The sequence below is a fragment of the Citrobacter sp. Ce129 genome, from assembly GCF_030334545.1.
GTDB classification, from domain to species: domain Bacteria; phylum Pseudomonadota; class Gammaproteobacteria; order Enterobacterales; family Enterobacteriaceae; genus Citrobacter; species Citrobacter europaeus.
Map to the genome: position 1 here is coordinate 359378 of NZ_JAOWDS010000065.1, position 25751 is coordinate 385128.

A 25751-nucleotide genomic window follows, 5' to 3' on the forward strand; every position below is an offset into this window, starting at 1 on the left:
CAAAACAGGGTTTCAATGTATTAAAGTTTGCTAACCTATTGGACCAATTCAATCAGGTTGTATGACTAATCATAAAGGGAACCCATTGTGCAAACACTTAATCGTCGCGATTTCCCCGGTGCTCAGTATCCTGAACGCATCATTCAGTTTGGTGAAGGAAACTTCCTGCGCGCCTTCGTTGACTGGCAGGTTGATCTGCTGAATGAGCATACCGATCTGAACGCAGGTGTGGTCATTGTTCGTCCTATCGAAAGTACCTTCCCACCATCGCTGAGTACACAGGATGGTCTCTACACCACCATTATTCGTGGCTTGAATGAGAAGGGCGATGCCGTAAGTGATGCTCGTTTAATTCGTTCAGTTAACCGCGAAATCAGCGTCTATAGCGAATACGATGAGTTCCTGAAGCTGGCGCATAATCCAGATATGCGTTTTGTTTTTTCTAACACCACTGAAGCAGGCATCAGTTACCACGCGGGCGATAAGTTTGAGGATGCACCGGCGGTGAGTTATCCCGCTAAACTGACCCGGCTGCTGTTCGAGCGGTTCAGCCATTTCAATGGTGCGTCGGATAAAGGCTGGATTATCATCCCTTGCGAACTGATTGATTACAATGGTGATGCGCTGCGTGAACTGGTCCTGCGCTACGCTCAGGAGTGGGCGCTACCGGAAGCATTTATTCAGTGGCTGGATCAAGCCAACGCATTTTGTTCCACGCTGGTGGACCGCATTGTTACCGGTTATCCGCGTGACGAAGTAGCGCAACTTGAAGCTGAGCTTGGCTATCATGATGCATTCCTGGATACGGCTGAACACTTCTATCTGTTTGTCATTCAGGGGCCAAAGTCATTAGCCGCCGAACTACGTCTGGATAAATATCCGCTCAATGTCCTGATAGTTGATGACATCAAACCGTACAAAGAACGGAAAGTGGCCATTCTCAACGGCGCGCACACCGCACTGGTTCCTGTTGCCTGGCAGGCAGGGCTCGATACTGTGGGTGAGGCGATGAATGACGCAGAGATTTGCGCCTTCGTTGAAAAAGCTATTTATGAAGAGATCATTCCGGTACTGGATTTACCTCGCGATGAGCTGGCATCTTTCGCCAGCGCGGTGACCGGTCGATTCTGCAATCCGTACATTAAGCATCAGCTGCTGTCGATTGCCCTGAACGGCATGACTAAATTCCGTACCCGTATATTGCCGCAGTTGCTGGCAGGGCAACAGGCCAGCGGCAAACTGCCGGCGCGCCTGACGTTTGCGCTTGCCGCGCTGATTGCCTTTTATCGTGGAGAGCGTAACGGTGAGTCATATCCGGTTCAGGATGATGCGCACTGGGTGGAGCGCTTTCAACAGCTTTGGTCCCAGCATCATGACCGCCAGATAAACACCGAAGATCTGGTTAAATCTGTACTGGGCGTTAAAGAGCACTGGGAGCAGGACCTGACTCAGGTTTCTGGGCTGGTGGAGCAGGTTTCTGCCGATCTGGATACCATTCTGGCAAAAGGCATGCGTGAAGCCGTTAAACCACTGTGCTAAGAAAACAGCCCGGCTCAGGCCGGGTTTTTTGCAAAACAATTATTAGTTACAACATACTATTGTATGTTAAATACTAAGCCATTCTGTAACTCAGGTGCGGGAATTGTCTGGCAGGAAAAAGATGTTTAGTTAATGTTGCGATTAACTTGCAACATTGATCACTATCGCGTCTAATGTGACGGGTTTCACATTTTTCCGAAGATAACCATGATCGTTCGCCCCCAACAACACTGGCTACGCCTGATTTTCGTCTGGCATGGTTCCGTATTATCAAAAATCTTTTCACGTCTGTTGCTGAACTTCCTGCTCTCCATCGCCGTTATTATCATGCTTCCGTGGTATACGATGCTGGGTATTAAATTTACGCTGGCGCCGTTCAGCATTCTCGGCGTGGCTATTGCTATCTTTTTAGGCTTTCGCAATAACGCCTGCTATTCACGTTACGTTGAGGCCCGCCACCTTTGGGGGCAGTTGATGATTGCTTCCCGATCGCTTTTACGAGAGGTAAAGACCACCTTACCGGATGACGTCGAACTGGGGCAGTTTGTTCGTCTGCAAATCGCGTTTGCCCACTGTTTACGCATGACTTTACGCCGAAAACCGCAGGCAGCGCCGTTGGCGAAGTACCTCAGCGAGAAAGATCTGCAGACGGTATTTGCCTCACAATCACCAGCAAACCGCATATTGTTGCTGATGGGGGAGTGGTTGGCCGTGCGCAGGCGTAATGGACAACTATCAGATATATTATTCCATAGTTTAAACAATAGGTTAAATGATATGTCTGCGGTGCTGGCAGGTTGTGAGCGGATTGCGAATACTCCGGTCCCGTTTGCGTATACTTTGATCCTTCATCGCACGGTGTACCTGTTTTGTATCATGTTGCCATTCGCCTTAGTGGTGGATCTGCACTACATGACACCTTTCATTTCAGTGCTTATTTCCTACACTTTTATTTCGCTCGACACGCTTGCAGAAGAACTGGAAGATCCGTTTGGCACAGAGAACAACGACCTGCCGCTGGATGCGATTTGCAATGCTATCGAAATCGATTTACTGCAAATGAACGATGAAACAAATGTGCCAGCAAAACACATGCCGGATAAACATTATCAACTCACTTAGCGACGTTCGTTTTGCCACCAGGCGGGTTGCATATCGGAAAACGAATGAAACTCTGGGGCCAGATCTTCATCGTTAGGATCGTCAAAAGCTCCGGCTAAAAGTGCAATTACCGGGGCGTCATCAATGGCGCCCACGGAACTCCCGCACTGAGGGCAAAAGGCCCGACTGGTCGTTTCAGATGAGCGCCAGGTTGTCGGTTTTCCGGCTTTTCCCGTCCATTCTACATTTTCTGCAGCAAACTCAATCCAGACGACGGTCGGCACGCCAGTATGTTTCCGGCATATATCGCAGGAACAGGTATGGGAATTATTAGGACTGCTGGCAGTGAAGCGGATCGAGCCACACAGACACCCACCAATGTAGACTTTAGACATAACAACTCCCGTCAGAAATACGTGGCAAGACACTAGCAGATGCACGCCATTGCCACTAGAACCTTATAATAAAAAGGCGAGGGCGCGCATAGACGATAGTTCATTCCTGTGATCTGTCTGATGATTAACGCTTAACTATTGCGTCTGGCAACCATAAACATTCGCGGAAACGCCAGTAAAATTTTGCCATTTTCCTGTAATGGATATTGCTCCTGCAGGAGTTCGTGGTAGCGCGCCAGGTACTGGCGTTGCTCTCTTTCGCTCAAATCCTGCAACCAGGGGCGCAGGCCTGTAGAACTTACCCAGTCGATAATCGCCTGATGAGAATCCATAATGTGATAATACGTTGTGCGCCAGATATCTACCTCACAACCTGCCTCGCTCAAAATATCATAGTAGGCGTGTACGCCTGGAAGTGGCGTCCGGCCCCGGTCGGGATAACCCTGTTCATAAGCTACTTCGCGCATCAGAACATGCGTGGGTTCCAGCCAGTTATCCGGCATTTGCACGGCCAAAACGCCGTTGCGACCAAGAAGCGATACCAGATTTGGCAACAGTTCATAGTGATTGGGTACCCACTGTAATGACGCATTGGCATAAAGCAGATCTACGGGATGCTCTACCTGGAACTTACTGATATCCGCTTCAATAAAACGGCATGTCGGTAATACGTTTCGCGCCTCATTAAGCATGGCGGGTGAGGAATCAACTCCGGTTATTACAGCCGAGGGCCAGCGCTGATATAGCAATGCCGTACTGTTTCCCGGACCACAGCCAAGATCGACGACTGAACGGACACTCTCTAACGCCACTCTGCTGAGTAATTCCGCAGCGGGTCTTGAACGTTCAGTTTCATATTGCAGATAAAGCGAAGGGTTCCAGTCGGCCATGAATGAATCTCCAGTATGAGAGAAAAAGGCGGAAAGGGTGCATAAATCCTTGCCGATGAGCCATTTCTTTTAGAAGATTATATGAAAATGAAAGATAAGGGCAGAAATATGCTGGAAACATCGAGACTGGTTTTACGACAGTGGGAAGCCAAAGACAGAGCCCCGTTTGCTGCGCTAAATGCCGATCCGGACGTGATGCGTTTCTTTCCGACTCCGCTGCAACGAACGGAAAGCGACAACCTGGCTGCAAGGTTCGAGGAAGGCATTACAGAGCGCGGTTGGGGATTCTGGGTCGTTGAACTTAAAGAAACACACCAGTTTGTGGGGTGTGTAGGTTTACATCCACAGCCTGATAAATTTCACTTTTCACCCTGTACCGAAATAGGCTGGCGTCTGGCTAAAGACCACTGGCACCAGGGGCTGGCATTGGAAGCCGCCGAGGCATGCCTGACGTTTGCTTTCGAGGAGCTGGGGTTAAGTGAGGTGGTTTCATTTACTTCCGTACTGAATAAACAGTCAGAGCGCCTGATGATACGGTTGGGCATGAATAAGACTGAAGAGTTCCTGCATCCCGCGTTGCCGACTGATCATCGGCTAGCACAACACGTCCTGTATCGTCTTTGCCGATAATTAGTCAGACTATTTTGAACCCTTCCTCATATCAGAAAAAATAACTAAGCCTATTCCAGCTAAAATAATAATGCTTGCAAGAAGGATCCTGGCGGTGAGCGTTTCACCCAAAAACACGATCCCGCCGAGCGTGGCGAGACAAGGAACGCTGAGCTGGATGGTACTGGCCGTCGTGGCTTTGAGCAACGGAAGAAGCGAGTACCAGAGCAGGTAAGCGCCTCCCGATGTTAGTGCGCCTGATAATACTCCCAGCATTATTCCGTTTATATCAATGTGAAGATGGGTATGAAAGATGAGGGGAATAATCAGTGCAACCGGGACCGTCAGGATGAAATTACCACTCGTTGAGGCTACGGCATGCGTGATTTTTTTCCCTGCGATACTGTACATAGCCCAGGCAACACCGGAAATAATCATCATGACTGAGGCATACAAGGAAGGCCGCTCAGCACCAGGAAGTAGCAATATCGCTATTCCAACCAATGCTCCCAGAATCCCTGTTATTTTTAATATTACGAGTTTTTCTTTCTGAACTAATCCCCATACCGTCATGACGAGCTGAACGGTACCAAAGAGCAGCAGGGCGCCGGTGCCGGTATTGAGCGAAACATAGGCAACGGAGAATGAGAAAACATAAATGCAAAGTAGCAGGGCGTTTAACCATCTAAACTCTATTTTTTTACTCTCAGATGCTATCGTGATGAATAAATAAAGGGCAATCGCACCACTGATTAACCTTAGACTGCTAAAAGAAATGGCATCGGCGTGCATACCCTTTAGCGCGATTCGGCAAAGCACTGAATTTCCTGCAAATGCGCTCATTGCGATAACGATTTTGATAAGCAAGTTAGCGTCCTCAATCTAATACAACAGTCAGTGCCGGTGCCGGTGCCGGTGTTCAGGTTTCAAAAACAGGTGTTTTGATCGATGTATTTACCCACATCTACGACGTTGTTCGTTTCAGGATCGACATTGAGAACCACAAAACGCGTTTGCGGACAAAATTGCTCAGCACTTTTCTTGCTGCATTCAGTTTGCAGCCATCGATGTTGACCATAATCGGTGACAACCGTATTGAGATTGCTATATTCGCTGCATACAAAACCTTTTTCAGTCGCTCTTTGTCTCGCGGCATCCAGACTCAAACCAATAACATTCAAACTGTCGACCTCTTTGGCATGTGCGCTGTCGGAAACACGGGTCAATACGCATCCCGTTAGCGTACAGGCAAAGAGCAGTAAGAGTGCCAGGCGTTGGATGGGTTGAGCATTTTTATTACGCATTGTCTGGATAGTGGTCAATTTTATTACCGTTTTTCTGAAAGTGAGCGATGCCTCATGGAGCAGTATATAACGATTACATGCATCTGCTTTAGAATCGCCGACATGCTGCTTTCCGTTTTTAAATGAAACATTTCAAGTTAGGTCGCGGCGCTTTAAACAACGGTTCGACATCATTATTGAGCAGCACAAGGACTACCATAAAACCTTAGATTCTTCCCCATTCCATCTTAGTGCGCATAATGTATATTATGTTAAATCATGTTGATTGCTAACTTACTTCATGAACCTCTCATTGATCGCTTGTCTTTACGTTCCGAATCCACGCAGTCATCTACGCTACAGGCTCTAAAATTTTTTTATGAGTACTTGTATCAAAAACATGATGTTACTTTCTGTTTGAGTTTCCATCTGTCTGGATACAATCCTTCGATTGCAACTAGTGAGCTTGAAGCATGGGCTTATTTGATCTTAAAGAGAGTCTATACTGATAAATATCAGTCTGTTATGAGAAGTTGCCGGCTTGCAGAAGTTGATTTCGCTATGCTTCGGCTCAACGCATATGGTTAAAAACCCACCAGGAAAATTGTCTCTCTGCTTCCATTCTTAGTTCTGGGTCAGTTTTCATCGATGCTGTACCAGGCATACCATCCGGACAAAAATCAGCAAGCTGACTTTGAATAAACTTTAGCTTTTCTTCTTTTTCCCCTGCGTTCTCAAACACCATGAATGGCAGCTCGATAATCGGCGGTTTGGTTTGGGTGGTTAACGGCATGGTTATGCCTGAATTACGGCCAGGCAGTGAGTGTAATTCTCTGATATGACTCAACAGATTGTAGGGTAAGGTGTTTTTTACGAAGTAAAAAACGTCTGCATAATAATCAGTTACGAATCCATCCCTTTTTCCTGGATAAGCCAGCGTATCCATCTCTGGAAAGGGAAACTGTAAACCCTCATTTCTGTAATGTACGATTGGCACTCGTTCAAGTACACGCCCACGGTATTTGAGGATGTATTCATAGTGACAAGGTTGCTCAATGCTAATCGTTGACCACCAGTGTTGTCCTCCTATATCTTTTTCTGTGTCGCCAATATGAATGGCATAATCCGGGTCCAACCGATAATAGGCCTCACTGTTACCGTCATATTCCCAATTGTCGTAATCCAGAAGCAGTCTGACTATGCGGTCAGCGGGTGCCAGGTCCAGGTTAAAGCGCTCTCTCCACATTGCCATGACATCTCCAGGGCTGGCACAGCTAGTTACGGGCGTATTGGCATCTTGTTGCCGGGTGTAAACGACACCGGCTCTGACAGTTTTTCCCTCTTTTATATAGTCCTGGGTCAGATAGTAGGGTTTAATTCTGACGTTACGAATTTGTAGAATAGCCAGCACCTTATGCTGGAGTGTGATGTGGTGCAGCTGAATATCCGGACAATGGTGCTCTGCAAAACTGACTTTTCTTAACAGATCGATTAAATTTGCCTGGTTAAGTTGCTTACCATCTTCCTGCACGCCGGTAATCACCCCTTCATCATTCACGCCAAAAATCAGATACCGGTCACCGTCATGCAGGACGTTTGCCATGCAGAGGATATCGTGAACAAGGGCTGCATTGTTTTGGTGGTAGGTTTGTTTAAAGTCCCACCATGGCCCTTCCTTGCCACTGGCAATCAGTTTTTCGATGGTTTCGTTCATAGTCCCCTCTATCAAAATATCCTCTGTTAGCAAAACGGCGATGTATAAGCTCTTCACCTGTTATGGACAGATAGGCGTTCAATGCCGAACGATGGATGAAAAGTCCGCGTTGTTTTACACCTTTTTGATGGAAGGCGATAAGTTTGCCAGAATGATCAACCCAACCGCTTTGACAATCCCATAAAAGTTCGAGTTTTTGAATGATTCCCAGGCATGGCGCAATGAGGTTATCTTGGCGCTCGGGCATGGTATATGAGTAGTCGTATTCCCATTCGTTTCCGCGCAGTAAACTGACTTCTGTAAAATTAAACGCTTCACTATCTTCATCACTATTAAGAAGTTGTTTGTATATCGGGCTGTCAGGATATTCAGCAAGATAACCGCGATAACAACTACTTCCCTGATTATATTGGAAAATATCGCGTGCTCTTTTCTGTTTAAAGGTCTGGATGCTTTCATTTATGAGTGCGCTTGAGTAGGAAGCACGCACTCCCAAGTACGGGGAATCCCAGCTATTTTCATTCGGCGCTTTATCGTCATCCCAACAGCTATGTGAAAGCGCTACCCACTGCTCTCCTTCCTCGTCAGTTCGAATAAGACAAGCTTCATAAGGTGGAAAATCATCGGTCCGAACCCAACCTTTGATATCTGAATTGTGGTCAGGGAATGCATAATTTGTTTCCTCCATCAGTACTGGATAGACACCTTCTGCGGTGATATCGCGTACATCGGTCAGGTCAACTTTACGGACGTCGACTGACCATAGATGATCACTTGTAGGTTCGTAGTCGGAATATGGGTCTTCCAGTGCGGGAACATTACTGGCCAGAATGCCCAGTAGTCGATGTAAGGCGATCCAGTAATATTTTTTACCGAGTCGGTCAGCATACCCTTTTCTACCCCGTCCCGAGCCATACTGACTCCCGATATGGCGATCATAATTGAGCGCGCAGTGGTTATAACCGGGATATCCTAAATTAAGTGCTTCTCGCATTAACCAACAGGCAATGTTTTCATGGCTGATATTGGCGCTCTCCAAGTCAAAGCCGGAAATCTTCGATTCCACCTGATAACGCCAGAAATCCGGGGACATGGATTCTCCCCAGAGCACCATGTTTGATGGTAAATGTTCCAGATCTAGGAGGGGTTTGACATCCGCCAGTACAGGCCATCGTGATGGTAATGATACGTTTGTCTGGTAATGCTGTAATTGGCTTGTTACGGCTGTGGGAAATTCTCCTGTTTTCAACAAGTTTACTAATAGCTGAACCGTATCCCGGAGCAGAATATTCTTGCTATCTGACGCAATGCTTAATAGACCAGGGAGCGCTGGCATAAACGCATTTCTGCGTTGGTGTGACAATAAGCATGCACTGTAGATAGCAAGGCTAATACGCTCTAATACGTAATCATCATCACAATATGCAAATTCACTGATTACTGTTTGGCAGTTCTCAGGGTAGTTTGCCAGGATTCTGCTTAGCCCTTTTGAGGATAAATCTCTGATTCGGCGGTCAGCACACGAAGTGAGCCAGGCAAGTGTTAGACTGGCCAGCCTCCGGCTTTCAGCAGGCCAATGGGTTATGTCAGCAAATAGTGCTGCATGGATGAGTGAATAGACAGCATTCTTGTTATCAAATGATCCCAGCGCAGCTAATGACAAGTAGGTGTCACGTTCAGCTAAGGATGACTGCCGTAAAAATGGCCCCAGCCAGTTAGTTGCGTTTAGACGATGGTCAGGAACCAGACTAAGTGAAAACAGCGCTTCATAAACCGACTCCCATAATCCAGGTGTATGCAGTGCTGCATGGATGTGTTCATCAATTTCTTCCACTACACTTTGTCGGGAGCGCCAAACCAATGACTGGATGAACAGCTTATGGGCTTGTTCGGATGGTAATCCTACTTCTTCAGCAGTAATTTCAAGAGCAGTTTTCTCTGGCAGCACGGCGGCAAGAGCTTCCAGCAATCCAGCATCTTCTTCTGTTAACGCTGCAATTTTCTCCGCTAGTTTTGCTGTATCCGAATCAAGAGCTTCCACAAGGCTGATAGCACGGAGTATGTCACCGTAGCGTTGATAACCCAGACGGATTAGGAAGGTATCCTCATCTACAACAGAAAGGATAATGAGGCCTTCATGTGCCAATGCATTTAAAAAGGATTCAGGTGTGGTCTCAGTTCCCACTATTTTGCTCAGTGCTTCGCAACAGGTTTCCCAGGTTCGGTTCTGCGGCAACTCATGTGTCAGGGTATTCGCGAGTGCCATCATTGCAGCCCTTACCAGATTGCGAGGGTTTGCGTAGTGGAGGCGTTCTCGAATTAAAACATCGCAATGTTTGAGATGTCCTTGAAACAGAGAGGTAAAACCCGGCAAAGAAAAATCCAGACTGTCACGGCCTTCGCCCTTTAGCGTTTTACAGGCCAAGTGTAAAAATAAAGGATTACTGAGTTCGGGTGAAAAAAGTGGTGTAATCTCTGCATCCAGCCCATAGTAGGCTGCGAAAGCTTGTACCGCTTCGAATTGATGTCCTGAAAAACCGATGTGTTCGAAAGCAAACCCTGGAAAGCGTGAATCGACCACAAGATTGCGATAGGTATCTCGGGTTGAAACACAGATTTTGATGTCTGGATAAGACTTGCATTGAGCGAGCAATTCGGGAAGCTTGTCCTTCCAGCGCACTTCTCGCGGGCTTTCGTTCAAGGCATCGATATAAATGACAAAAGGTAAGCCAGTATGTTCGGCGCAGGCCTGTATGCATTCAAATAATGTCGAACGATCGATGGCGGCACCCAGCCCTATTTTACTGCGTAGCACTTCCCAAGGTTCTGCTTTGCCAAAGTCGTCTCCAAAGACGACCAGGGAAAAACCACCATGTTCCAGTCGACGCAATGCTGCGCTGACAATCGCGTGGGTTTTGCCGATACCCGCTGGCCCAACCAGCAGTAAGGAATGTGCTGTTGCGGCACCAATGACCTGAGAAGTCAGCAAATTTTGCAGTTGCTGCGCCTGCTCTTCCCATTTTCTCGCCGCATCCATATCTCCGGCAGGAAATGCACACATATACTCTGCGTGGAACTGTCGGAACGATTCTGTATCACTATGCTTGCCATGCTTTTCATAAAATTTATCTTCTTGAGCATGGCGGGCATCAGCGAAAAGTGTCAATAGGGATGACAGAGCGAAGCAAAGATCTGTAACCGATGTGGCCGTGACATTGTTATCTCTCATGCTCTCACAGTAGGTAATTATTTCTTCAATCAATGCCGTGGCAGATGTAGCACGGGTTTCGCCGAGTATATCCAGCGATTTGCGTCCGTATCCATTCAGTGAATGGAACTCTCGAACGATTGGTGTTAATGATGTTTCGTACCACTCGCAAAAGTCACCAGTCCCACCAAAAAAATCTAGGCCGACATGAGCATTCGTCACCACATCCAGCATTGAAGTATATCTTGGCCCGGCAAAAGCAATGGCGTCATCCAGACATTGTTGAATTTGAGCTGTTGTCAGCAACGTGTCATCAAACCAATACCTGCGCATCCCTCCGTAAGGGTCTATCTCAAGTAATTGATTGCAGATAACAGCAGCGGTACAAAGGACAATAGAAAGTGACTTCCCTTCCGCTGACGCTTCCGATTCGACTTTACTTTTCCATTCTTCAAAGCGTTCCGCCTGGCTTTTTCCTCGCTTTCCCGCAGCAACACGCCCGGTCAGGTCAAACGGTATATAAATCCAGTATTCGGTTAGTGTGGGATGGTTGCTTAGCGCAGCTTTAAGGGAACTATCAATCTGTGTAAGCTCTGCGGAAGCAAGCTGGAAAAAGTATTTTGCCTGAACACCGAATACGGCACCGTCCGGTGAGCGGAAATATGCCTCAACGCCACCGTCTCCACCATCTCCACGCAGACTAATAAATGTTGAATTTGTCGGTACTCGACAGGTTTTCCTAAACAACTGTACGGCGAGTGCTTCAAAGCTATCGTTACGGCTTTTGGGGGCGCTGCGAATTAAACTGAAATCAATATTCATCACCAGTCCTTGTACCTGTCAATAATGCGGCAAAAGCAGTCACATATTATACCCATTAAAAATGTATTGGTATTGAAGCGAGGTAAGATGTTCGCTGTTATCAGGCTTGATAGCCCGTAGCCACTTGTAGAGGCTGTGCGCAGAAACGCCCAGACGGTCTGATACTTCGGCAACAGAATAACCGCGCTCCGTTATCTGGCGGACGGCTTCTTCCTTAAATTCAGGTGTAAATCGTGGTGTGTCCATACGCTCCTCCTATGCTCAAACTATAGGGCAGGATCGTCTACCGGGGTGGGGTCAGTCCATTACTCACTGACGGTTGTATTTAATACTGGGGGGCAGGTCACATGGTATTTTACCTGTTCAGAACGCTGAATGAAGTACGGGAAATTACGGAACACTCGCAGAATCTGAGTACAACAGCGAGCGTCCCTATGGTTCCCTTAAGAACCTGACGCCGAAGGAATACCGGCTGTTGGCTGATTAAACGGAACTCTCAAAAGTGAGTGAAGTAAACTAGGTTTGCTTACACTACTTGTCTTTGGCCTCAATATGTATGGACTCCTTTAGTGAGTTAGTATCGGGTAGAGCTTTAGTCCACATATGATGGGCTTCTGTAGCAAAACTAATCACTTTTGATATAAGTAACTTATCAGCACCTACATCGCTGGTTTCCTCGTAATCCTCTGTTTTGTATTTGTAATGAATTAGAGTAGTTTCGATTTTTCTCTGTGCTGTTCTGTAAACTGACCAAAGATTTTGAGGTTTTCTTAGCTGAAGCCATGCGGTAGAAAATGCGGCTATCGCCGATAGTACTGATGGAATAACCTTTGACAACCACACGCCTTCCCCGAGACTGACGAATAAAGGAGCAAGTAACGAACAAATCATTACTCCACGAAAGCACCAAATACTTTCAGCTTTGTTGTGATCTGCTTTCGATTGAAAATGCTTTGCTTGACCTAAAGCGTAACTCGCCGCTGATTCTGTGCCTAAATTGTTTAAATTAGACATACATTACCTCAATTTATAGTACTTGTTTGTTGTTTATTCTACAGTTTCTAGCTAATAGAAATTTAAGCGATAATCCTAACCAATAGAATAATTCAAAACTTTAAATAAGTTCTTTTATTAACCCATACACAGCCTTAGCAGATATCAAAGCGGCTACTCTATGATACTCATCTCCCTTATTAGTATTACCGTTATCTACGACAGACTTAGCACTGAAGTAGTTTGGTTTTAATGGAGAGCGTCGTGCAGCTTCATAAAGTGCGTAAGATTCCATTTCAAAGGCAGTCTTTTTTCTATGTTGTGAAGTAATGTAGTCCAACATCTTCTCGTCAGCAATTACACTACTACCACTAGATGTTGTTGCGGTATATATTTTCACATCTAAAGTTGATGACCCATCAACCATTTCAGATTCTGAAAGATGCACACCTTGCGCGACTGCATCAACAAACCCATCTTCTTTTACAATTCTATTGATAGCGATTTCGGTATCGTGAATCAGTGGAATTGAATAACTTTCTGGTACAAAACCTTTACTTGTCCATTTACCTGCATCATGCTGATCGCACTGCGAAGGAATGACTATGTCGTAAATGTTGGCATTCCCCTCTATACCAGCACAAATACCACTCATGCAGATAATTTTGGGTTCGAATAAATCAATAGCTCGCGCACTAACGATAGATGTATTAACCAATCCCATTCGTGGAGGGACAATTATAAGGCCTTTATGTCCTTCAATCATCATATCCTGACAAGAAAGTCCATGCTTGATTGAAGTCTTGGGCTTTGCGTAACCGGCCTCGATATAAGCAGCTGCTTCTTTCTCTAAAGCACAAACAATAATAAAATCATAAGTAGTCTTTGGGATGCATAACTCGATCTTCCTAAAAAAAGCCGATTTCCATTCGTCAGACCCCTGCTCATAAGTTATTACATTGATGTCATATTTATTGAGGTTTGAAAAATTACTTTCAGCTGAGTCTGAAAATTGAGTGATTGCAATAACTGGTGTCTTATAGTTTTTAGACTCATAATCTCTAATTAGCTCTATAATTTTCGAAGTAACATCTTGAGGCTCTTCCTCATCCTTACCAAATATAGGCAGAACCAAATCAGCAACTACTAAATCAAATTTTTCCTTGGTTATTTCTGTGTTGAATTTAAAAATAGAATCGCATTCTTTAATGTTTATCTCAAATCCAATCCCATTTAAGACACCCTTGATTTCCGATAACTTCTGCGGATTATCTTCTACAACTAAAACTTTCATAAATTATCCAATATGCTTTTCAAATGTTCTTGCCAAGACGATTCTTCCTCTTTGTACTCAATACAAGCCATGACATTACACCCTAACTGCGTCTTGAATTCAATTTTAGCTTGAGTTAAATCGTAAAACTTACCTGAGATATCTATATCAGGGTATTGAGTTACGACGATACATGGGTCATTCCTCTCTAAATAATTTAGTTCGAGCAGCACATCAATCCCTCCTGTTAGAAGAGATGTGGGAGAACCGCCGCCAATAACGGAAGGATGACTGGGCAGCGCCATATCCACTAAAATCAGATTAAAAATGTCACTATTCACAATGTTAATAGCTTCAGCTAAGCTTCCAGCTATCTTGATTTCTGGATCCGAATAGTAGCCAATCAAAAATTGGACTAAGCTGTCAGCCTTGAAACTATCGTCTTCGATAATCAATATATTTTTCATAGATGGCCCAACCTGTAAATCATATCGATGCAAACTTTTCGTTTAACACATTCTATGGTAATTATTTCAAAGTTCTCGTCATACTTGTCTAGGTGGTAAAGTTTTTTGATGCCACTCAAGTTTTCGACAGTTTGGGCTGTATCAATCTCAGCATCATCTAAATCGACTTTAAGTAATTGATTAATAGTAAATTCACTCGAAGAATCACAGATTTCTGAATCAAATTTCACACGGACAAGTGCACTTAATTCATCACGCTCAATTGTGAAATTTCTATAAACACTACCTGCATTTTTACCATGTTTTGCAGCATTGAAAACAATGACGTAGAGAGCATCATAGAGTACATGATAAGCACCTCCTATTAATTCGATGTCGTGGTCTTCATCAAAACTAGTGTCTGGTTGAAAATTTGGAAAGCTCTGCTTAACTTCAGTTACCACTACTTTATATAACAGGTTCAATGATGCTTTAGGTGATATACTTTGAGGTTTTTTGAACCAACTATACATATCAGTCAATTTGTCATTTACTAGGCGCTGAACTTCCCTATAAAAACTAGACACCCTCGATTCGTCCATTTTTGTTTGTAGCGCTTTTCTCTTAATTTCATTCAACAAATCTAAATCTACAAGATAATTTTTTCTACTTTTCAAAAAGCCATGAACAGATCTCATATCAATCTCAGCCAGCCTCCAACAATACTCATTAATTAATAAAATAGCGTTGTATGAGCTTTTACTTTTATCGAAATCAGAATAGATATTGTTAATGCAGCCGTTCAGAACTTCTATTTTGTTATGCCCTGTGATTTCTGGAGAAAGAAATCCTTCAAATGTACTGCCATTCTTTATATGAAGTTTATTTTTAACAATAGAGTCCACTTCATTTTTGTAACTTTCTTTAAAAGCTCCCCATAAAGGGAATATTAAAGGATCATCAATAATATCATCATAAGTTTGCTCTATATCATTAACTACGCTATGATACAAATGGCCTTTAAAAGTACCATGTCGAAGTCTTCTACCTAAATAAGATGCTATACCAAATAGGTTATTAGAGCAAAACTCTGAATAACACTTGGAAATTATTTGAATGATTTGTGGTTCATTTGTATTAATCACTTCCTTATCATGCAGTGAAAACGAAAGCACTGTCGTTAGGTCTTGCGCTATTTCATCTTGCATCCACTCCAAAAACTTAGAAGTATCTACATATATTCGATTGTCGTCTAGTTCACCTTTGACGAGGTTAATCTTGTGATCTATTCTTAGGTTTTTTGCTCTCACCTTATAGTTAGTATCACCAGTTAGATCCCCCATCCAATCATGAAGACTAGCTCTAGTTTCTGTAATTTTCTCAGTCGTACCTATGACATGACTAAGCTTAGATATAAAATCTTCCGTACATACCTCATATGTGAATTCAGCAACAGCTTGAGACTTTTTAGCGACACTATCTATAAAATTAACTAAGTTTGATTCATTATACTTAATTATATAGTTTTGTAGCTTTCTACGTAATTTATAATGGTCAGCTTCATTTTTGCTTCTCTTGTAAATCAACAATAACAACACAATCTCGGATAGCTCGCTTGGTGAAGACAGTATAAAATTTTTGATAAAACTGATATTTATTGTTCGTGCTAAATCTCGAGTGTTCTCCATTAATCGGAGCAATACATCTTCAGTGGTAATTATCATGCCTTCATTTATATGAATCATTAAATTTAGGAGCGCTGAATTTGAAATTGACGACTTATTTACGGACAACTTGCTCCCACCAAACTCCAATAAATTCTCACTGGTAAGAATTTCTTCAATACCTTCAACTCTTACATTTTTGATTATTCTCAATACTAATTCATCATTCATTTCAAAGTATGGAGATTCAGGAGAGTCATTAAAGTGGTCAATAAGCAATCTATACTCAACAACTTCATCATTCTCTAGCCAAGCACAACTACGTTGGAAAAAAACTCCTTCTGAATCTTCATATTGCTCTGTTAGATTTACAATTTCCTGAATAGGCTTTGAGTTATTGTTAATTAATTTAAAAACCCAATCGATATTGATGTATTTAGATTTATCAAAAAGATTACTATTCACTTTCGTAATAATGATGGCATCCACTAAACTTGACTGCAAACAACTTTGCGTCAATTGAATCAGGTCTGCAGTGTTTTTGGCATGTGGATGAAATCCAATCCGTAGTAAGTCTCTTGTAAATTGATTGAAAACTCCTCGGTCTTTCGTAGACATTACAGATTTTTTAACGCTTAAATAGTCTTGTTCTTCTTTAAAACAATAAAGCAAAGTGTTTACTACGTTACTTCTTACTCCATATGATGTAATAATCCTTGAAAGGCTATCAAATTTAGACATCTCATCACTGGATATAACAAATATTGCTTTCCTTAATAAAAGATGACTATGACCATGATTTTCTATAGCTTTGTTTATTAGTTTTTCTGCTAAAAAAAGATCATTTTGATATATGCTTTCGTTTATCTCAAATAAATCCTCAAGGAATTTTTCAACTTTTCTTTTATTTAACTTTATTGCGTTATCTATATACGAAAGATTTTTTTCCAAACCTAAATCATCTAGCCTTATGAAGTCATCTTTGAACTGAGGCTCTTTAGGAAATAAATCTGGAAGTAACTTGCGACCTATTGACAACGCCTTGACTGCATTTTCTGCTTGGTACAACTCAGTGACATTACATTTTTCTCTTAGATTATTCATCAAATCTATAGAGTCTGTATCACTTCCAGATGCAATCGCCCTAACTTTATTTCGTGTAGAGTTCTTTAACATTCTTAGAACGGCAGAAATATTACTTTTATTATCAAATGGAAAAATCATTATATACCTATTTTTTAATGCTTTTGGCAATTGAAGTGCCGTTACGTTAGAGACGATAAGCTATTTACAAATACCTAACCTATCAGCCGCAGGACGCTGAGCCTCATTGCGACAGGTCGACAGGGACAAACCACTACTTGCCCAAAAGCTCATGCACGCAATTGTGCATTGCCTGAACATTCCTAACAGAGATAGTGGGCAGCTTGCGCGCCTGAGCTGGGACAATCGGAGAGTCATCTAGATTGAAAAGCCATACCTTAATCTTGCCATATTCCTGCTGATTTATTGCCAGACTCATTTCGTCATAACACCACGGGCTCTGGGCATACTGACGGCTCCAAAGAACTGCACAAACATCGCTGCGAAGAACCGCTTGCTCAATGGTTGCTGTGATCATCTGATCTGACCTGATCTCATCGTCACCAACTAGGACCTCAATACCCTCTTTTACTAGTACGGCCCGTAGTGCATTGGCCATTTCGGCGTCCTGATGAGCAAAACTAACAAAAACCATTTTCGGTCTCTCTAAGAGACGGCTCGGCTGCATTCGATCTAACATGAGTCGATTAGCTATCTCAATCGTATGTTCAACACCATCGACGTCGCACAAAACGCTTGGGTCAAAACCTGGATTAAGTCTCGACCAATCTCGGCGCTCGTATGAGCGCTTCGCCACTCCACCGAGGAATGCAAACGGAATGATCGGAAGGCCCCTGGCCTCAGCAAGATGCAAAAGTGTACTAGCCGTTTGCGAAACCTTCCCTCCCAGAGCAACAACCACATCAGCTTTCTCCAGCGCCTGAATCTGGGCCAAAAACCAGGACTGGAACCATGCGTCTTCCTCATTGCCCTCTGGACCAGGGTAGTTCCAATCCTGGATTACGAGGCCAGGTCGTCCAAGCGTTTTGCGTAGAAGGCATCGCTTTTCCTCAACTGTTGGATGACTGGGACTATGGAACTGGATTAATCCACCACACTTAGAGTCCGCATAGCCCATTGCTGCGTAGTAGTCGACCGAATCAGTAAATGGGCTGCATATAAGTAGCTGTGCTCCCGCTTTCGCGAGAACATGCCCAAGGGTCAACGACGCCTTGTTCAAACGTGGGAGTTCAGCATCAACATCTGCGGTCTCACCGGTGTGACCACCTATGACGAATACAGATTTCACCCGAGAATCAAGCTGCAGATGTGGCGATGGCGATAATGCGACCTGCGCCAATTCTTCCTCAGCTCCGAACATCCCAGCTTGGACAGTGTGAATAAAAAACGAAACAGCGTTTCTAGCGGACAAATTTCGAAACTTACCTTTAGCTGTGTCTTCAATTTTTTCTTTTCGAGCGTCCGCGTAGTCAGAAATGCCGCGGATGGCCACGGTTCGTGGAGCCGTTGTGCGAACAGTCGCGGCATCGTATACACCTGCCGACTCCATTTCTAGGGCCGCAACCTTACGATCATGTTCACGGATGATCCAATCCACAAAACCCTTGCCTTTACCTACTGCTGGGCCGCTGGCCAACTTACGGTCGTCACCGGCAAAGAGCTTACAGCTACCTCGTAGGATCAGTTCATTACTAGCAAGGGCAAGCTGTACCTCTTCTGAAATGAGTTCAGCCTTGGCAATCTGAGTGTCTTGCTGCCAACGTTTGTAATAGTCGCCACTGGTGTGTGCGAAAAATTGAAACCTATTGAGTAGTCTCAAAGAGCTTTGAAATTGGTTACCTGAGGTAGTAAAACTCCAGTTTTTACCTTCCCCATGGGTCGCTGAATTTGCCATGTACTCATTCACAGTGTCCGGTATAAATACATCGCCAGGTTCCATGTCGTTTACCAGTGATCCTGCTATGCCTAGCACCACGATGTTGGCCGGATTCAGCTTCTCGATAAGTGCTGAAGTAAGACTAGCGGATCGGGTATTGCCCATTTTTCCTGCCGGGAACACAGCAACTTCGAAGCTTCTGTTAAGAACAGGCGAGTCGATATTGCCGAAGAAACCTGTCAGTGCAACACCTACCTGCTCTTGGGATTTAAAATCTGATCCTAGCATATCTATAACGACATCAAACTCCTCGCTTAGAGCCACGTAAAGCAAGATATCGATAGCCTTACCCATACTTATTACCTTCCTAAAGTTGATGTAGGCGGCTGGATCTGCGGCGCGCAGCAACCACTAAACTGAAACGTTCGTGTTGTTCTTAAAATCAATAGCTTGAATTTTATTGCACTTTATCAAATTCATTAAGCGGTAAGTGTGACGGACATAACCTACATCCGAACCCACGAAGGCTGGATGAATCTGGCCCTGGTGGTTGACCTGTTCTCCCGAAAAGTTATCGGCTGGTCAATGCAACCCCGCATGACAAAAGAGATTGTCTCGTATGTCGGAATTCTTTTTCTGAATGGATCAGGATATCGGGTCAGGGACAAAGGCCTCATGCAAATCCAATCAACCCTGACAATGCTACCGCCCTCAGAGAGCTGTTCTGATTAGATTTTGGTGTATCTAAATATTACTAAGATTCATAAATTATTCAAGAAGACAATCAGATACAACCTAAATCTTGATTTGCCGGGTTATACGATTAATTTGGGAAATGCTGTAACTAAGTAAGTTGCCGAGAAATGCACATTAGGCGCCCATTTCCTACTAGTTCATGAAGTTATCTGGAGGTAGACTCAACTATATATAGTGAATATACATTGAAATCATGTGGATAGCTAAATTTTGGTTTATGAACTAAATTCTCTTATAACATAAGTTAAATGCAAAATAATGGTCTCTCAGTTCATGGCCCTCAGCATATGGTGCTCACTCGCGTGCTTACCCTTCCCCAATCCGGCTTCGGTTAAAGCGAGTAAGTTTTCTATCCGTTCTGGTGCCGGAAACATGGCGTGAGTTTCTGTTCCACGAACTCATACATGCGGTTCTGGCCACCAACTGTCTGCCAGCAATCTTCACAGAATCCTTTAATGAAACTAACTTCAGCGTAAAATCGCTTCTGCTATTTGTTCCTGCTCATCAATGCGCTGAGCAACCCGTGTGTTTGCTTGCGGCTGCTGCGGTAAAGCTTCAGTCAGATCCTTAGTATCTCTGATGCGATATCCGCTGTTACGAATTAGCCCGACCCAGCTATCCTTTGGATACATTTTCAAGGGTTGGTAACGGTGATGATAAACGACAAGGTCAAAGCTATAGTCGCATTTGAACGTGGAGGCGGTTTTTGATTACCGGGAAAGGAACGCCCTGACTCATCCTGTGGGCAAACAGTGAACATGACTGTCTGCTTTGAGTGTAAAACAGACAGTCACCTGGATTTTCTACGTAAACTTTATCTATTTCTTATAATCAATGCATCTGGCTGGATGTTTTTATAACAAATTTGTAAGTTCAAAATCAGCCACAATGACACTTCCCTTTTAATTTACAATTAAAGGTTTGCAACGTTATGATATACTTTTTGAACATCATCGTCAGCCTCAAGAGCGTCAACGAGTCCTTCAAAGATTTCTAAATCTTCAGGTGAAAGTTCAATTTCTGATTGAGCAATCATTTCTAATTCTGTTGTTGAGAACTCAGTAATGCCAGCTTCTTTTAAAGCAGCAATTCCTTTGTGGAGATCTGTAGATTCAGTATAAACAACGATGTTCCCTTCTTCTTCGGTTACATCGCGGACATCTACTTCGGCATTAAGCAAAACTTCAAAAATATGGTCAGGGTCTGTTCCTTTAAATACAATCACCCCGGTATTGTCAAACATATAGCTGACTGCACCTGCTGCTCCAATATTCCCGCCTTTTTTATTGAAGATTGAGCGGACATTAGCAATTGTACGATTAACATTGGAAGTCAATGTTTCAGCGATAATCAGTGAACCACTTGGGCCAAAGCCTTCATAGCGCCCTTGCACGAACGTTTCATCACTGCCACCTTTGGCTTTATCGATTGCTTTATCAATAACGTGCTTAGGAACCTGGGCTTGTTTTGCACGCTCAATAACGAATTTTAAAGCTGAGTTTGATTCTGGGTCAGGCTCACCTTGCTTAGCGGCAGCATAGATTTCTACACCAAATTTTGCATATATATTAGACGTTGCACCGTCTTTAGCTGTTTTTTTAGCAACAATGTTTGCCCATTTACGTCCCACTGGAATGGTCTCCTCAGAAATTCATTTATACTACGGACAGGTTAATAACCTGCATATTTTTCCGCCGCATTATATCATGATACACAAACTCTCGTCCATGAAAACAAAAATATACAGATTATATGGTGTGTTACTTTAATTACATTAATTATTAACATTATGGATAAAATATTTCCACATTATATTTTAGATCTTTTATATTCTTAATAATTGAACCGCAGCAATAATAAAAAACCCGCCATTGCTGACGGGTTTTTACATGATTTCTATCTACAATTAAGGTGTCACAATGTTAAACCAGAAATCAAAACTGTCTAAATATCCGACGAACTCGTCAAGTTTGGCGTGATTGCCAGTGATCTGTACCTCACCCTTCTCTTCCGCTTGCTTCAGCGATTCTTCCTTCAGGATAATTTTGTTCAACGTCGCCCGATTCAGCGTAATGGAGGCATCAGCATGACTGGCCTGAGTATCAACACTATGGTTAAGAACACCGTTTTCCAGTTCCAACTTGTATTTACCACCGTCAGCGCCTAAATCAACGTTGAAGATCGCCTGCGCATTTGCCGCTTTTTCGCCATTAATATGTACAGCCAGATAATCGAAGAACATTTCCGGCGACATAGCTTTAACCGTATCCGGGCTGGCGGTATTGGGGGTTGCGCCTTTTACCACACCGTTGCGTAATTCTTGCGCACCAGTCAGATAAAAATTACGCCATGGGCCGGACTCTGCCTGGTAACCCATCTGCTCAAGAGCATCGGCTTCCAGATTACGAGCCTCTTTATTGCTCGGATCCGCAAAGACGATATTGTTAGTCACCTGCGCCACCCAACGGTAATTACCCTGGGCATAATCCGCTTTTGCTTTTTGCATGATGGCATCGGCCCCTCCCATATAATCGACATATTTCTTCGCGGCATCTACTGGCGGTAGTTCGTTCAGCGTTGCCGGGTTACCGTTGAACCAACCGAGGTAAAAGACATAAGTTGCTTTCACGTCATGGCTAACGGAACCATAGTATCCGCGGCTGGCCCATGATTTTTCCAGACCAGACGGCAGTTTGAAGTTAGCGGCGATTTCGTCACGAGTCAGACCCTGGTTAGCCATTCGTAATGTCTGATCGTTGATGTAACGGTACATATCGCGCTGGCTCTTCATTAACTTCACAACATTTTCATTACCCCAGGTTGGCCAGTGGTGCTGAGCAATAATAATGCTCGCCTTACCTCCCCAGCGGCCAATAACGTCATTGATATATTTTGACCATGCCAGCGGATCGCGGATCTTCGCGCCCCGCAGCGAATAGGTGTTATGCAGCGTGTGGGTTACATCTTCAGCGGCCTCAATCATTCCCTTCTCTTCTACATACCACAGCATTTCAGAGGGCGCTTCTGAACCCGGCGCCATCATGAAATCATAGGTTAGACCGTCGATAACTTCTTTCTGCCCGGTGCGGGTAATGTAATTAGTAGGTTCAATCAGCGTCACCGTACCCGCAGAGGTTGTCGTACCAAGGCCTGCACCTACCTGACCTTTTGCATCCGGTTTTAACAGATTGCCATACATATAACTGGCCCGGCGACTCATGGCGTTACCTGCCATAATATTTTCAGATACGGCCTCCTTCATAAAACCAGCCGGTGCATATACCTTCACTTTGCCGGATTTAACATCAGCTTCATCCACGACACCACGTACGCCGCCGTAGTGGTCAACATGGCTGTGCGTATAAATGACGGCAACAACGGGTTTTTTACCGCGATTTTTATAATAAAGATCCATTCCGACTTTTGCCGTTTCTGCCGATACCAGCGGATCAATGACCGTAATTCCCTCTTTCCCCTCCATTATGGTCATATTCGAGAGATCCAGATTACGGATTTGATATACACCATCGGTTACCTGGAACAGACCACCGATATTGATCAACTGCGACTGGCGCCACAGGCTTGGATTAACCGTAGCGGGAGCTTTTTCGCCTTCCTTGATAAAAGCATATTGCTGCGGATCCCAAACGATGTTCCCTTGCTTTCCTTTGATTAGTTCATCGGGAAGCGGAGCGATAAATCCCTTATGGGCATTTACGAAATCTGTTTTATCAGTGAATGGCAATTGCCCGTATAAGGCATCATTCGCGCTTTTGGTTTGAGCTGTAGCATCTTTTGCCCCTTCCTGTGCGATTGCAGGAAGTGACATTAACGATGTCGAACAGACACCGGCTAAAGCCAGATAGCTTACTCGTTTATTTAGTTTCATAAATTCTCTGCTAATAATAAATTTTCAAGCAGGATCAAAACTGCTTCATTGATTATTGACATGCATCTGCGATGCGATGTTTATCAGGACGGCGTGATTGAGTATTGAAAGGTTAACATAACCTTATAAGCCAGTATCATTAAAAAATATTTAATTATAAATTTTTATTTAAATAAATCATCCGTAGACAATGGATTGTTTAAAAAGATAATGACTGGCATCCATCTCCTTAGGTCAATAAATATGCGTGCACTTTATCTATTACTCATCATTGGAACCCTCTCTGGTTGTAGCTCTTCGCCACCGGAGAAAGTAATTAGAATTAATAAAATGATTATTCCTGTTATCCAGAATAACTCCGTGACTAAATCGAGCAGTAATTCGAGATCCTTGTCGTTATATCAAGAAAATAAACTGCAAATTGAAAACGTGGCAAACACGCTAAAAAGTGATTATCTTCATGATGTTAAGCGTAATGAGATGTTTGATGTTCATAGCCAGGCATACCAGGTGTATGCTTCATTATCTAAGCTTGAGCAAATGCAACAGATGAACAATTTTTATTATAAGGAGCATAATCAAACGGGTCTGTTGAGCATCAATCAGTCGGTTAATTCTCTTATTGAATAATAAAAGAGCCTCCTCATTGATGAATGAGGAGGCTCTTAAATATGGGCTGTTTGATTAACTAAGGTTAGTCATGCTGGCCAAAACGATATGACAGTCCCGCCGTAACAGAACTGACATCGCTGGTTGCTCCAATCTGGTTTTCGTTACCGACATTGCTGACCCATTGATACTCAAGGCGCCCTGCCCAATTATTATTAAAGGCATATTCAGTACCTACCGCAACTACCGGACGGACACCGGTATCAAAACGATTATTCCCTTTAATATCGGACTCTGCGCGATATCCCATGGCACCTGCCCGACCATATACATCCCAGGCGTCGTTCAGACCATAACTTGCTTTCAGTGTGAGTTGCAGTCCCTGGCTTTTCATTTGCGAACCTGATGCGCCATTTTTACCATTGAACTGCATATTACCTAAATAATCATAACCACCTTCAACGGCGAGCCATGGTGTAATTTGATAACCGGTGAATACACCGCCACCAACATTATCGCCATCGGTGCCAACATTACCAAATTTTTCACCGTGATTATTGCTCTGTTGAGTGGTGCTGGAGTCAAAATAGTGTGACCAACCAAATTTTCCGCCAGCATACCAGGTTCCGACATCCGCTGCAGCAAAAGCGGTTGTGGCTGTAAAAGCGTTAGCAATAATAAGTGTAATAAGCGTCTTTTTCATGATTTTCCTATCGAGGCTTTCAGTTACGATTGATACAAATAACGTGTGGCTACAATAGGGTATTTAAGTTGTGGTGATAATTGCTTTTTAATTTATTTTTGGATTTCCTCAAAATCGCTCAGGTAATTTATTGATGGTGGTAAGATATCCCCCGCGTTCAAAATCAATATAGCCTCCTTTTTTTAGGGCTGAAATGACATTTAAAACGCTGCTGCGTGATAAGTGGGTGCGATCCTGAATGTAATCCAAAATAGACATGCGTTTGCGGGTCTCTTCCGGTAACAAAATCATTTCCTCGAGATGGTTTCGTATCACCGAATAGGTACGTTGCTGTACCACTAAATCATCGCGATAAAAGAGATAACCCGTGTGATATGAAAGCACAGCCGCCGCATCTTCCCACAACCCTTGTTGATGGAAGAGCTCTCGCGCTTTATCGGCATCCACGCGTAATATTGTCGACTCGGCTTCTGCGCGTAATAAGTGACCATGGACCGGCTGGATCATCTCGGCAATACCGAACAGATGAGGTTCATAGACAGTCACAATTAACAGGCCATCAGACGAACGTAAAATGGAGAGTTCTCCTTGCAGGAAAAGATATAGCTGAGGCTTATTTTTGTATTTCCACATGATACGGCGTCGAGGTACAACCTTAAGCTTTTCTGCAATCGGCTCAAGCACTTGTATTAAACGTTGTATACTTTGTTCAGGGCGTACCGGTGGTGAAATTTGCATGTTCAAACCTGTATTCTTTTGATTGAGATAACGCTATGATTCTATGTATATTCCATGAAGAATAGTACAGCCTCATATTAAAACCATAGGTTGCGCAATACTAAAAGTACAAATTTATTTTTATTTAAATGATTTTTTT

At 43.6% G+C, this 25751-nt stretch carries 19 protein-coding genes and 4 pseudogenes; 7 read left to right on the top strand and 16 right to left on the bottom strand.

Features of this window, described 5'->3' with window-relative positions:
* The first annotated feature begins 87 nt into the window (after nt 1-87).
* Together OGV77_RS15655 and OGV77_RS15660 are read left to right on the top strand one after the other, a co-directional pair.
* Nucleotides 88-1539, top strand: a complete 1452-nt coding sequence (locus OGV77_RS15655; RefSeq protein ID WP_043016340.1) for a tagaturonate reductase — start codon at nt 88-90, stop codon at nt 1537-1539.
* A 207-nt stretch (nt 1540-1746) separates the two neighbouring features.
* Nucleotides 1747-2661 carry a bestrophin family protein gene (locus OGV77_RS15660; RefSeq protein ID WP_043016339.1) on the top strand — a complete coding sequence of 305 codons (915 nt, stop codon included), beginning with the start codon at nt 1747-1749 and terminating at the stop codon, nt 2659-2661.
* Here the strand turns inward: OGV77_RS15660 and OGV77_RS15665 are convergent.
* Both OGV77_RS15665 and tam read right to left on the bottom strand, forming a co-directional pair.
* A complete protein-coding gene (locus OGV77_RS15665) occupies nt 2658-3035 on the bottom strand; it encodes a GFA family protein (RefSeq protein ID WP_047411299.1) in 378 nt (125 codons plus the stop codon). The genes OGV77_RS15660 and OGV77_RS15665 overlap by 4 nt on opposite strands.
* Before the next feature lie 131 nt (nt 3036-3166).
* On the bottom strand, nt 3167-3925 hold the full coding sequence (tam, locus tag OGV77_RS15670) for a trans-aconitate 2-methyltransferase (RefSeq protein ID WP_043016337.1): 759 nt from the start codon (nt 3923-3925) through the stop codon (nt 3167-3169).
* A 108-nt stretch (nt 3926-4033) separates the two neighbouring features.
* On the opposite strand from tam, the gene OGV77_RS15675 reads away from it, so the two are divergent.
* Nucleotides 4034-4555 carry a GNAT family N-acetyltransferase gene (locus OGV77_RS15675; protein WP_087050680.1) on the top strand — a complete coding sequence of 174 codons (522 nt, stop codon included), beginning with the start codon at nt 4034-4036 and terminating at the stop codon, nt 4553-4555.
* Nucleotides 4556-4564: 9 nt separating this feature from the next.
* On the opposite strand, the gene OGV77_RS15680 is transcribed toward OGV77_RS15675, so the two are convergent.
* Both OGV77_RS15680 and OGV77_RS15685 read right to left on the bottom strand, forming a co-directional pair.
* Nucleotides 4565-5401: a DMT family transporter gene (locus tag OGV77_RS15680; protein ID WP_087050559.1), complete on the bottom strand. Its 837-nt coding sequence runs from the start codon at nt 5399-5401 to the stop codon at nt 4565-4567.
* Between the two features lie 59 nt (nt 5402-5460).
* Entirely contained in the window at nt 5461-5856 is a 396-nt protein-coding gene (locus tag OGV77_RS15685) for a hypothetical protein (protein ID WP_231130594.1), read from the bottom strand.
* A gap of 240 nt (nt 5857-6096) precedes the next feature.
* Here OGV77_RS15685 and OGV77_RS15690 point away from each other — a divergent pair.
* Nucleotides 6097-6306, top strand: a pseudogene (locus OGV77_RS15690) (hypothetical protein); the annotation flags it as partial.
* Between the two features lie 82 nt (nt 6307-6388).
* On the opposite strand, the gene OGV77_RS15695 reads toward OGV77_RS15690, so the two are convergent.
* The 3 genes and pseudogenes from OGV77_RS15695 to OGV77_RS15705 all read right to left on the bottom strand — a co-directional run.
* Nucleotides 6389-7531 (bottom strand): ATP-binding protein, encoded by a 1143-nt coding sequence (locus OGV77_RS15695; protein ID WP_087050557.1) that lies wholly within the window; start codon nt 7529-7531, stop codon nt 6389-6391.
* Nucleotides 7470-11561, bottom strand: a complete 4092-nt coding sequence (locus OGV77_RS15700; protein WP_286502863.1) for an NACHT domain-containing protein — start codon at nt 11559-11561, stop codon at nt 7470-7472. Before OGV77_RS15700 ends, OGV77_RS15695 begins: the two co-directional genes overlap by 62 nt.
* A gap of 90 nt (nt 11562-11651) precedes the next feature.
* Nucleotides 11652-11807 (bottom strand): annotated as a pseudogene (locus OGV77_RS15705) (transposase); the annotation flags it as partial.
* A gap of 107 nt (nt 11808-11914) precedes the next feature.
* Here OGV77_RS15705 and OGV77_RS15710 point away from each other — a divergent pair.
* Nucleotides 11915-12048: pseudogene (locus tag OGV77_RS15710) on the top strand (integrase core domain-containing protein); the annotation flags it as partial.
* Nucleotides 12049-12092: 44 nt separating this feature from the next.
* Here the strand turns inward: OGV77_RS15710 and OGV77_RS15715 are convergent.
* From OGV77_RS15715 to OGV77_RS15735, 5 genes are all read right to left on the bottom strand, one after another.
* Nucleotides 12093-12575: a DUF4231 domain-containing protein gene (locus tag OGV77_RS15715; RefSeq protein ID WP_087050555.1), complete on the bottom strand. Its 483-nt coding sequence runs from the start codon at nt 12573-12575 to the stop codon at nt 12093-12095.
* 100 nt (nt 12576-12675) lie between these two features.
* Nucleotides 12676-13848, bottom strand: coding sequence for a phosphorylase family protein (locus OGV77_RS15720; protein ID WP_087050554.1), 1173 nt, complete (start codon nt 13846-13848; stop codon nt 12676-12678).
* Nucleotides 13845-14294: a DNA-binding transcriptional response regulator gene (locus tag OGV77_RS15725; RefSeq protein ID WP_010431201.1), complete on the bottom strand. Its 450-nt coding sequence runs from the start codon at nt 14292-14294 to the stop codon at nt 13845-13847. The genes OGV77_RS15720 and OGV77_RS15725 overlap by 4 nt, the downstream gene beginning before the upstream one ends.
* Nucleotides 14291-17191 carry a hypothetical protein gene (locus tag OGV77_RS15730; protein ID WP_196781240.1) on the bottom strand — a complete coding sequence of 967 codons (2901 nt, stop codon included), beginning with the start codon at nt 17189-17191 and terminating at the stop codon, nt 14291-14293. The genes OGV77_RS15725 and OGV77_RS15730 overlap by 4 nt, the downstream gene beginning before the upstream one ends.
* Before the next feature lie 103 nt (nt 17192-17294).
* Entirely contained in the window at nt 17295-19271 is a 1977-nt protein-coding gene (locus OGV77_RS15735; protein WP_087050553.1) for a TIR domain-containing protein, read from the bottom strand.
* Nucleotides 19272-19409: 138 nt separating this feature from the next.
* Here OGV77_RS15735 and OGV77_RS15740 point away from each other — a divergent pair.
* Nucleotides 19410-19529: pseudogene (locus OGV77_RS15740) on the top strand (DDE-type integrase/transposase/recombinase); the annotation flags it as partial.
* A 1057-nt stretch (nt 19530-20586) separates the two neighbouring features.
* Here OGV77_RS15740 and OGV77_RS15750 read toward each other — a convergent pair.
* Both OGV77_RS15750 and OGV77_RS15755 read right to left on the bottom strand, forming a co-directional pair.
* Entirely contained in the window at nt 20587-21303 is a 717-nt protein-coding gene (locus tag OGV77_RS15750; protein WP_043016333.1) for a YebC/PmpR family DNA-binding transcriptional regulator, read from the bottom strand.
* Nucleotides 21304-21579: 276 nt separating this feature from the next.
* Complete coding sequence (locus OGV77_RS15755) at nt 21580-23562, bottom strand: alkyl/aryl-sulfatase (RefSeq protein WP_087050551.1); 1983 nt, start codon at nt 23560-23562, stop codon at nt 21580-21582.
* Between the two features lie 243 nt (nt 23563-23805).
* Between OGV77_RS15755 and OGV77_RS15760 the strand changes: the two genes are divergently transcribed.
* Nucleotides 23806-24192 (top strand): KPN_03583 family lipoprotein, encoded by a 387-nt coding sequence (locus OGV77_RS15760; protein ID WP_075146383.1) that lies wholly within the window; start codon nt 23806-23808, stop codon nt 24190-24192.
* 64 nt (nt 24193-24256) lie between these two features.
* On the opposite strand, the gene OGV77_RS15765 is transcribed toward OGV77_RS15760, so the two are convergent.
* Together OGV77_RS15765 and OGV77_RS15770 are read right to left on the bottom strand one after the other, a co-directional pair.
* Complete coding sequence (locus OGV77_RS15765) at nt 24257-24874, bottom strand: outer membrane beta-barrel protein (protein WP_047411283.1); 618 nt, start codon at nt 24872-24874, stop codon at nt 24257-24259.
* 108 nt (nt 24875-24982) lie between these two features.
* A complete protein-coding gene (locus OGV77_RS15770; RefSeq protein WP_047411280.1) occupies nt 24983-25612 on the bottom strand; it encodes a winged helix-turn-helix transcriptional regulator in 630 nt (209 codons plus the stop codon).
* Nucleotides 25613-25751: the final 139 nt, after the last annotated feature.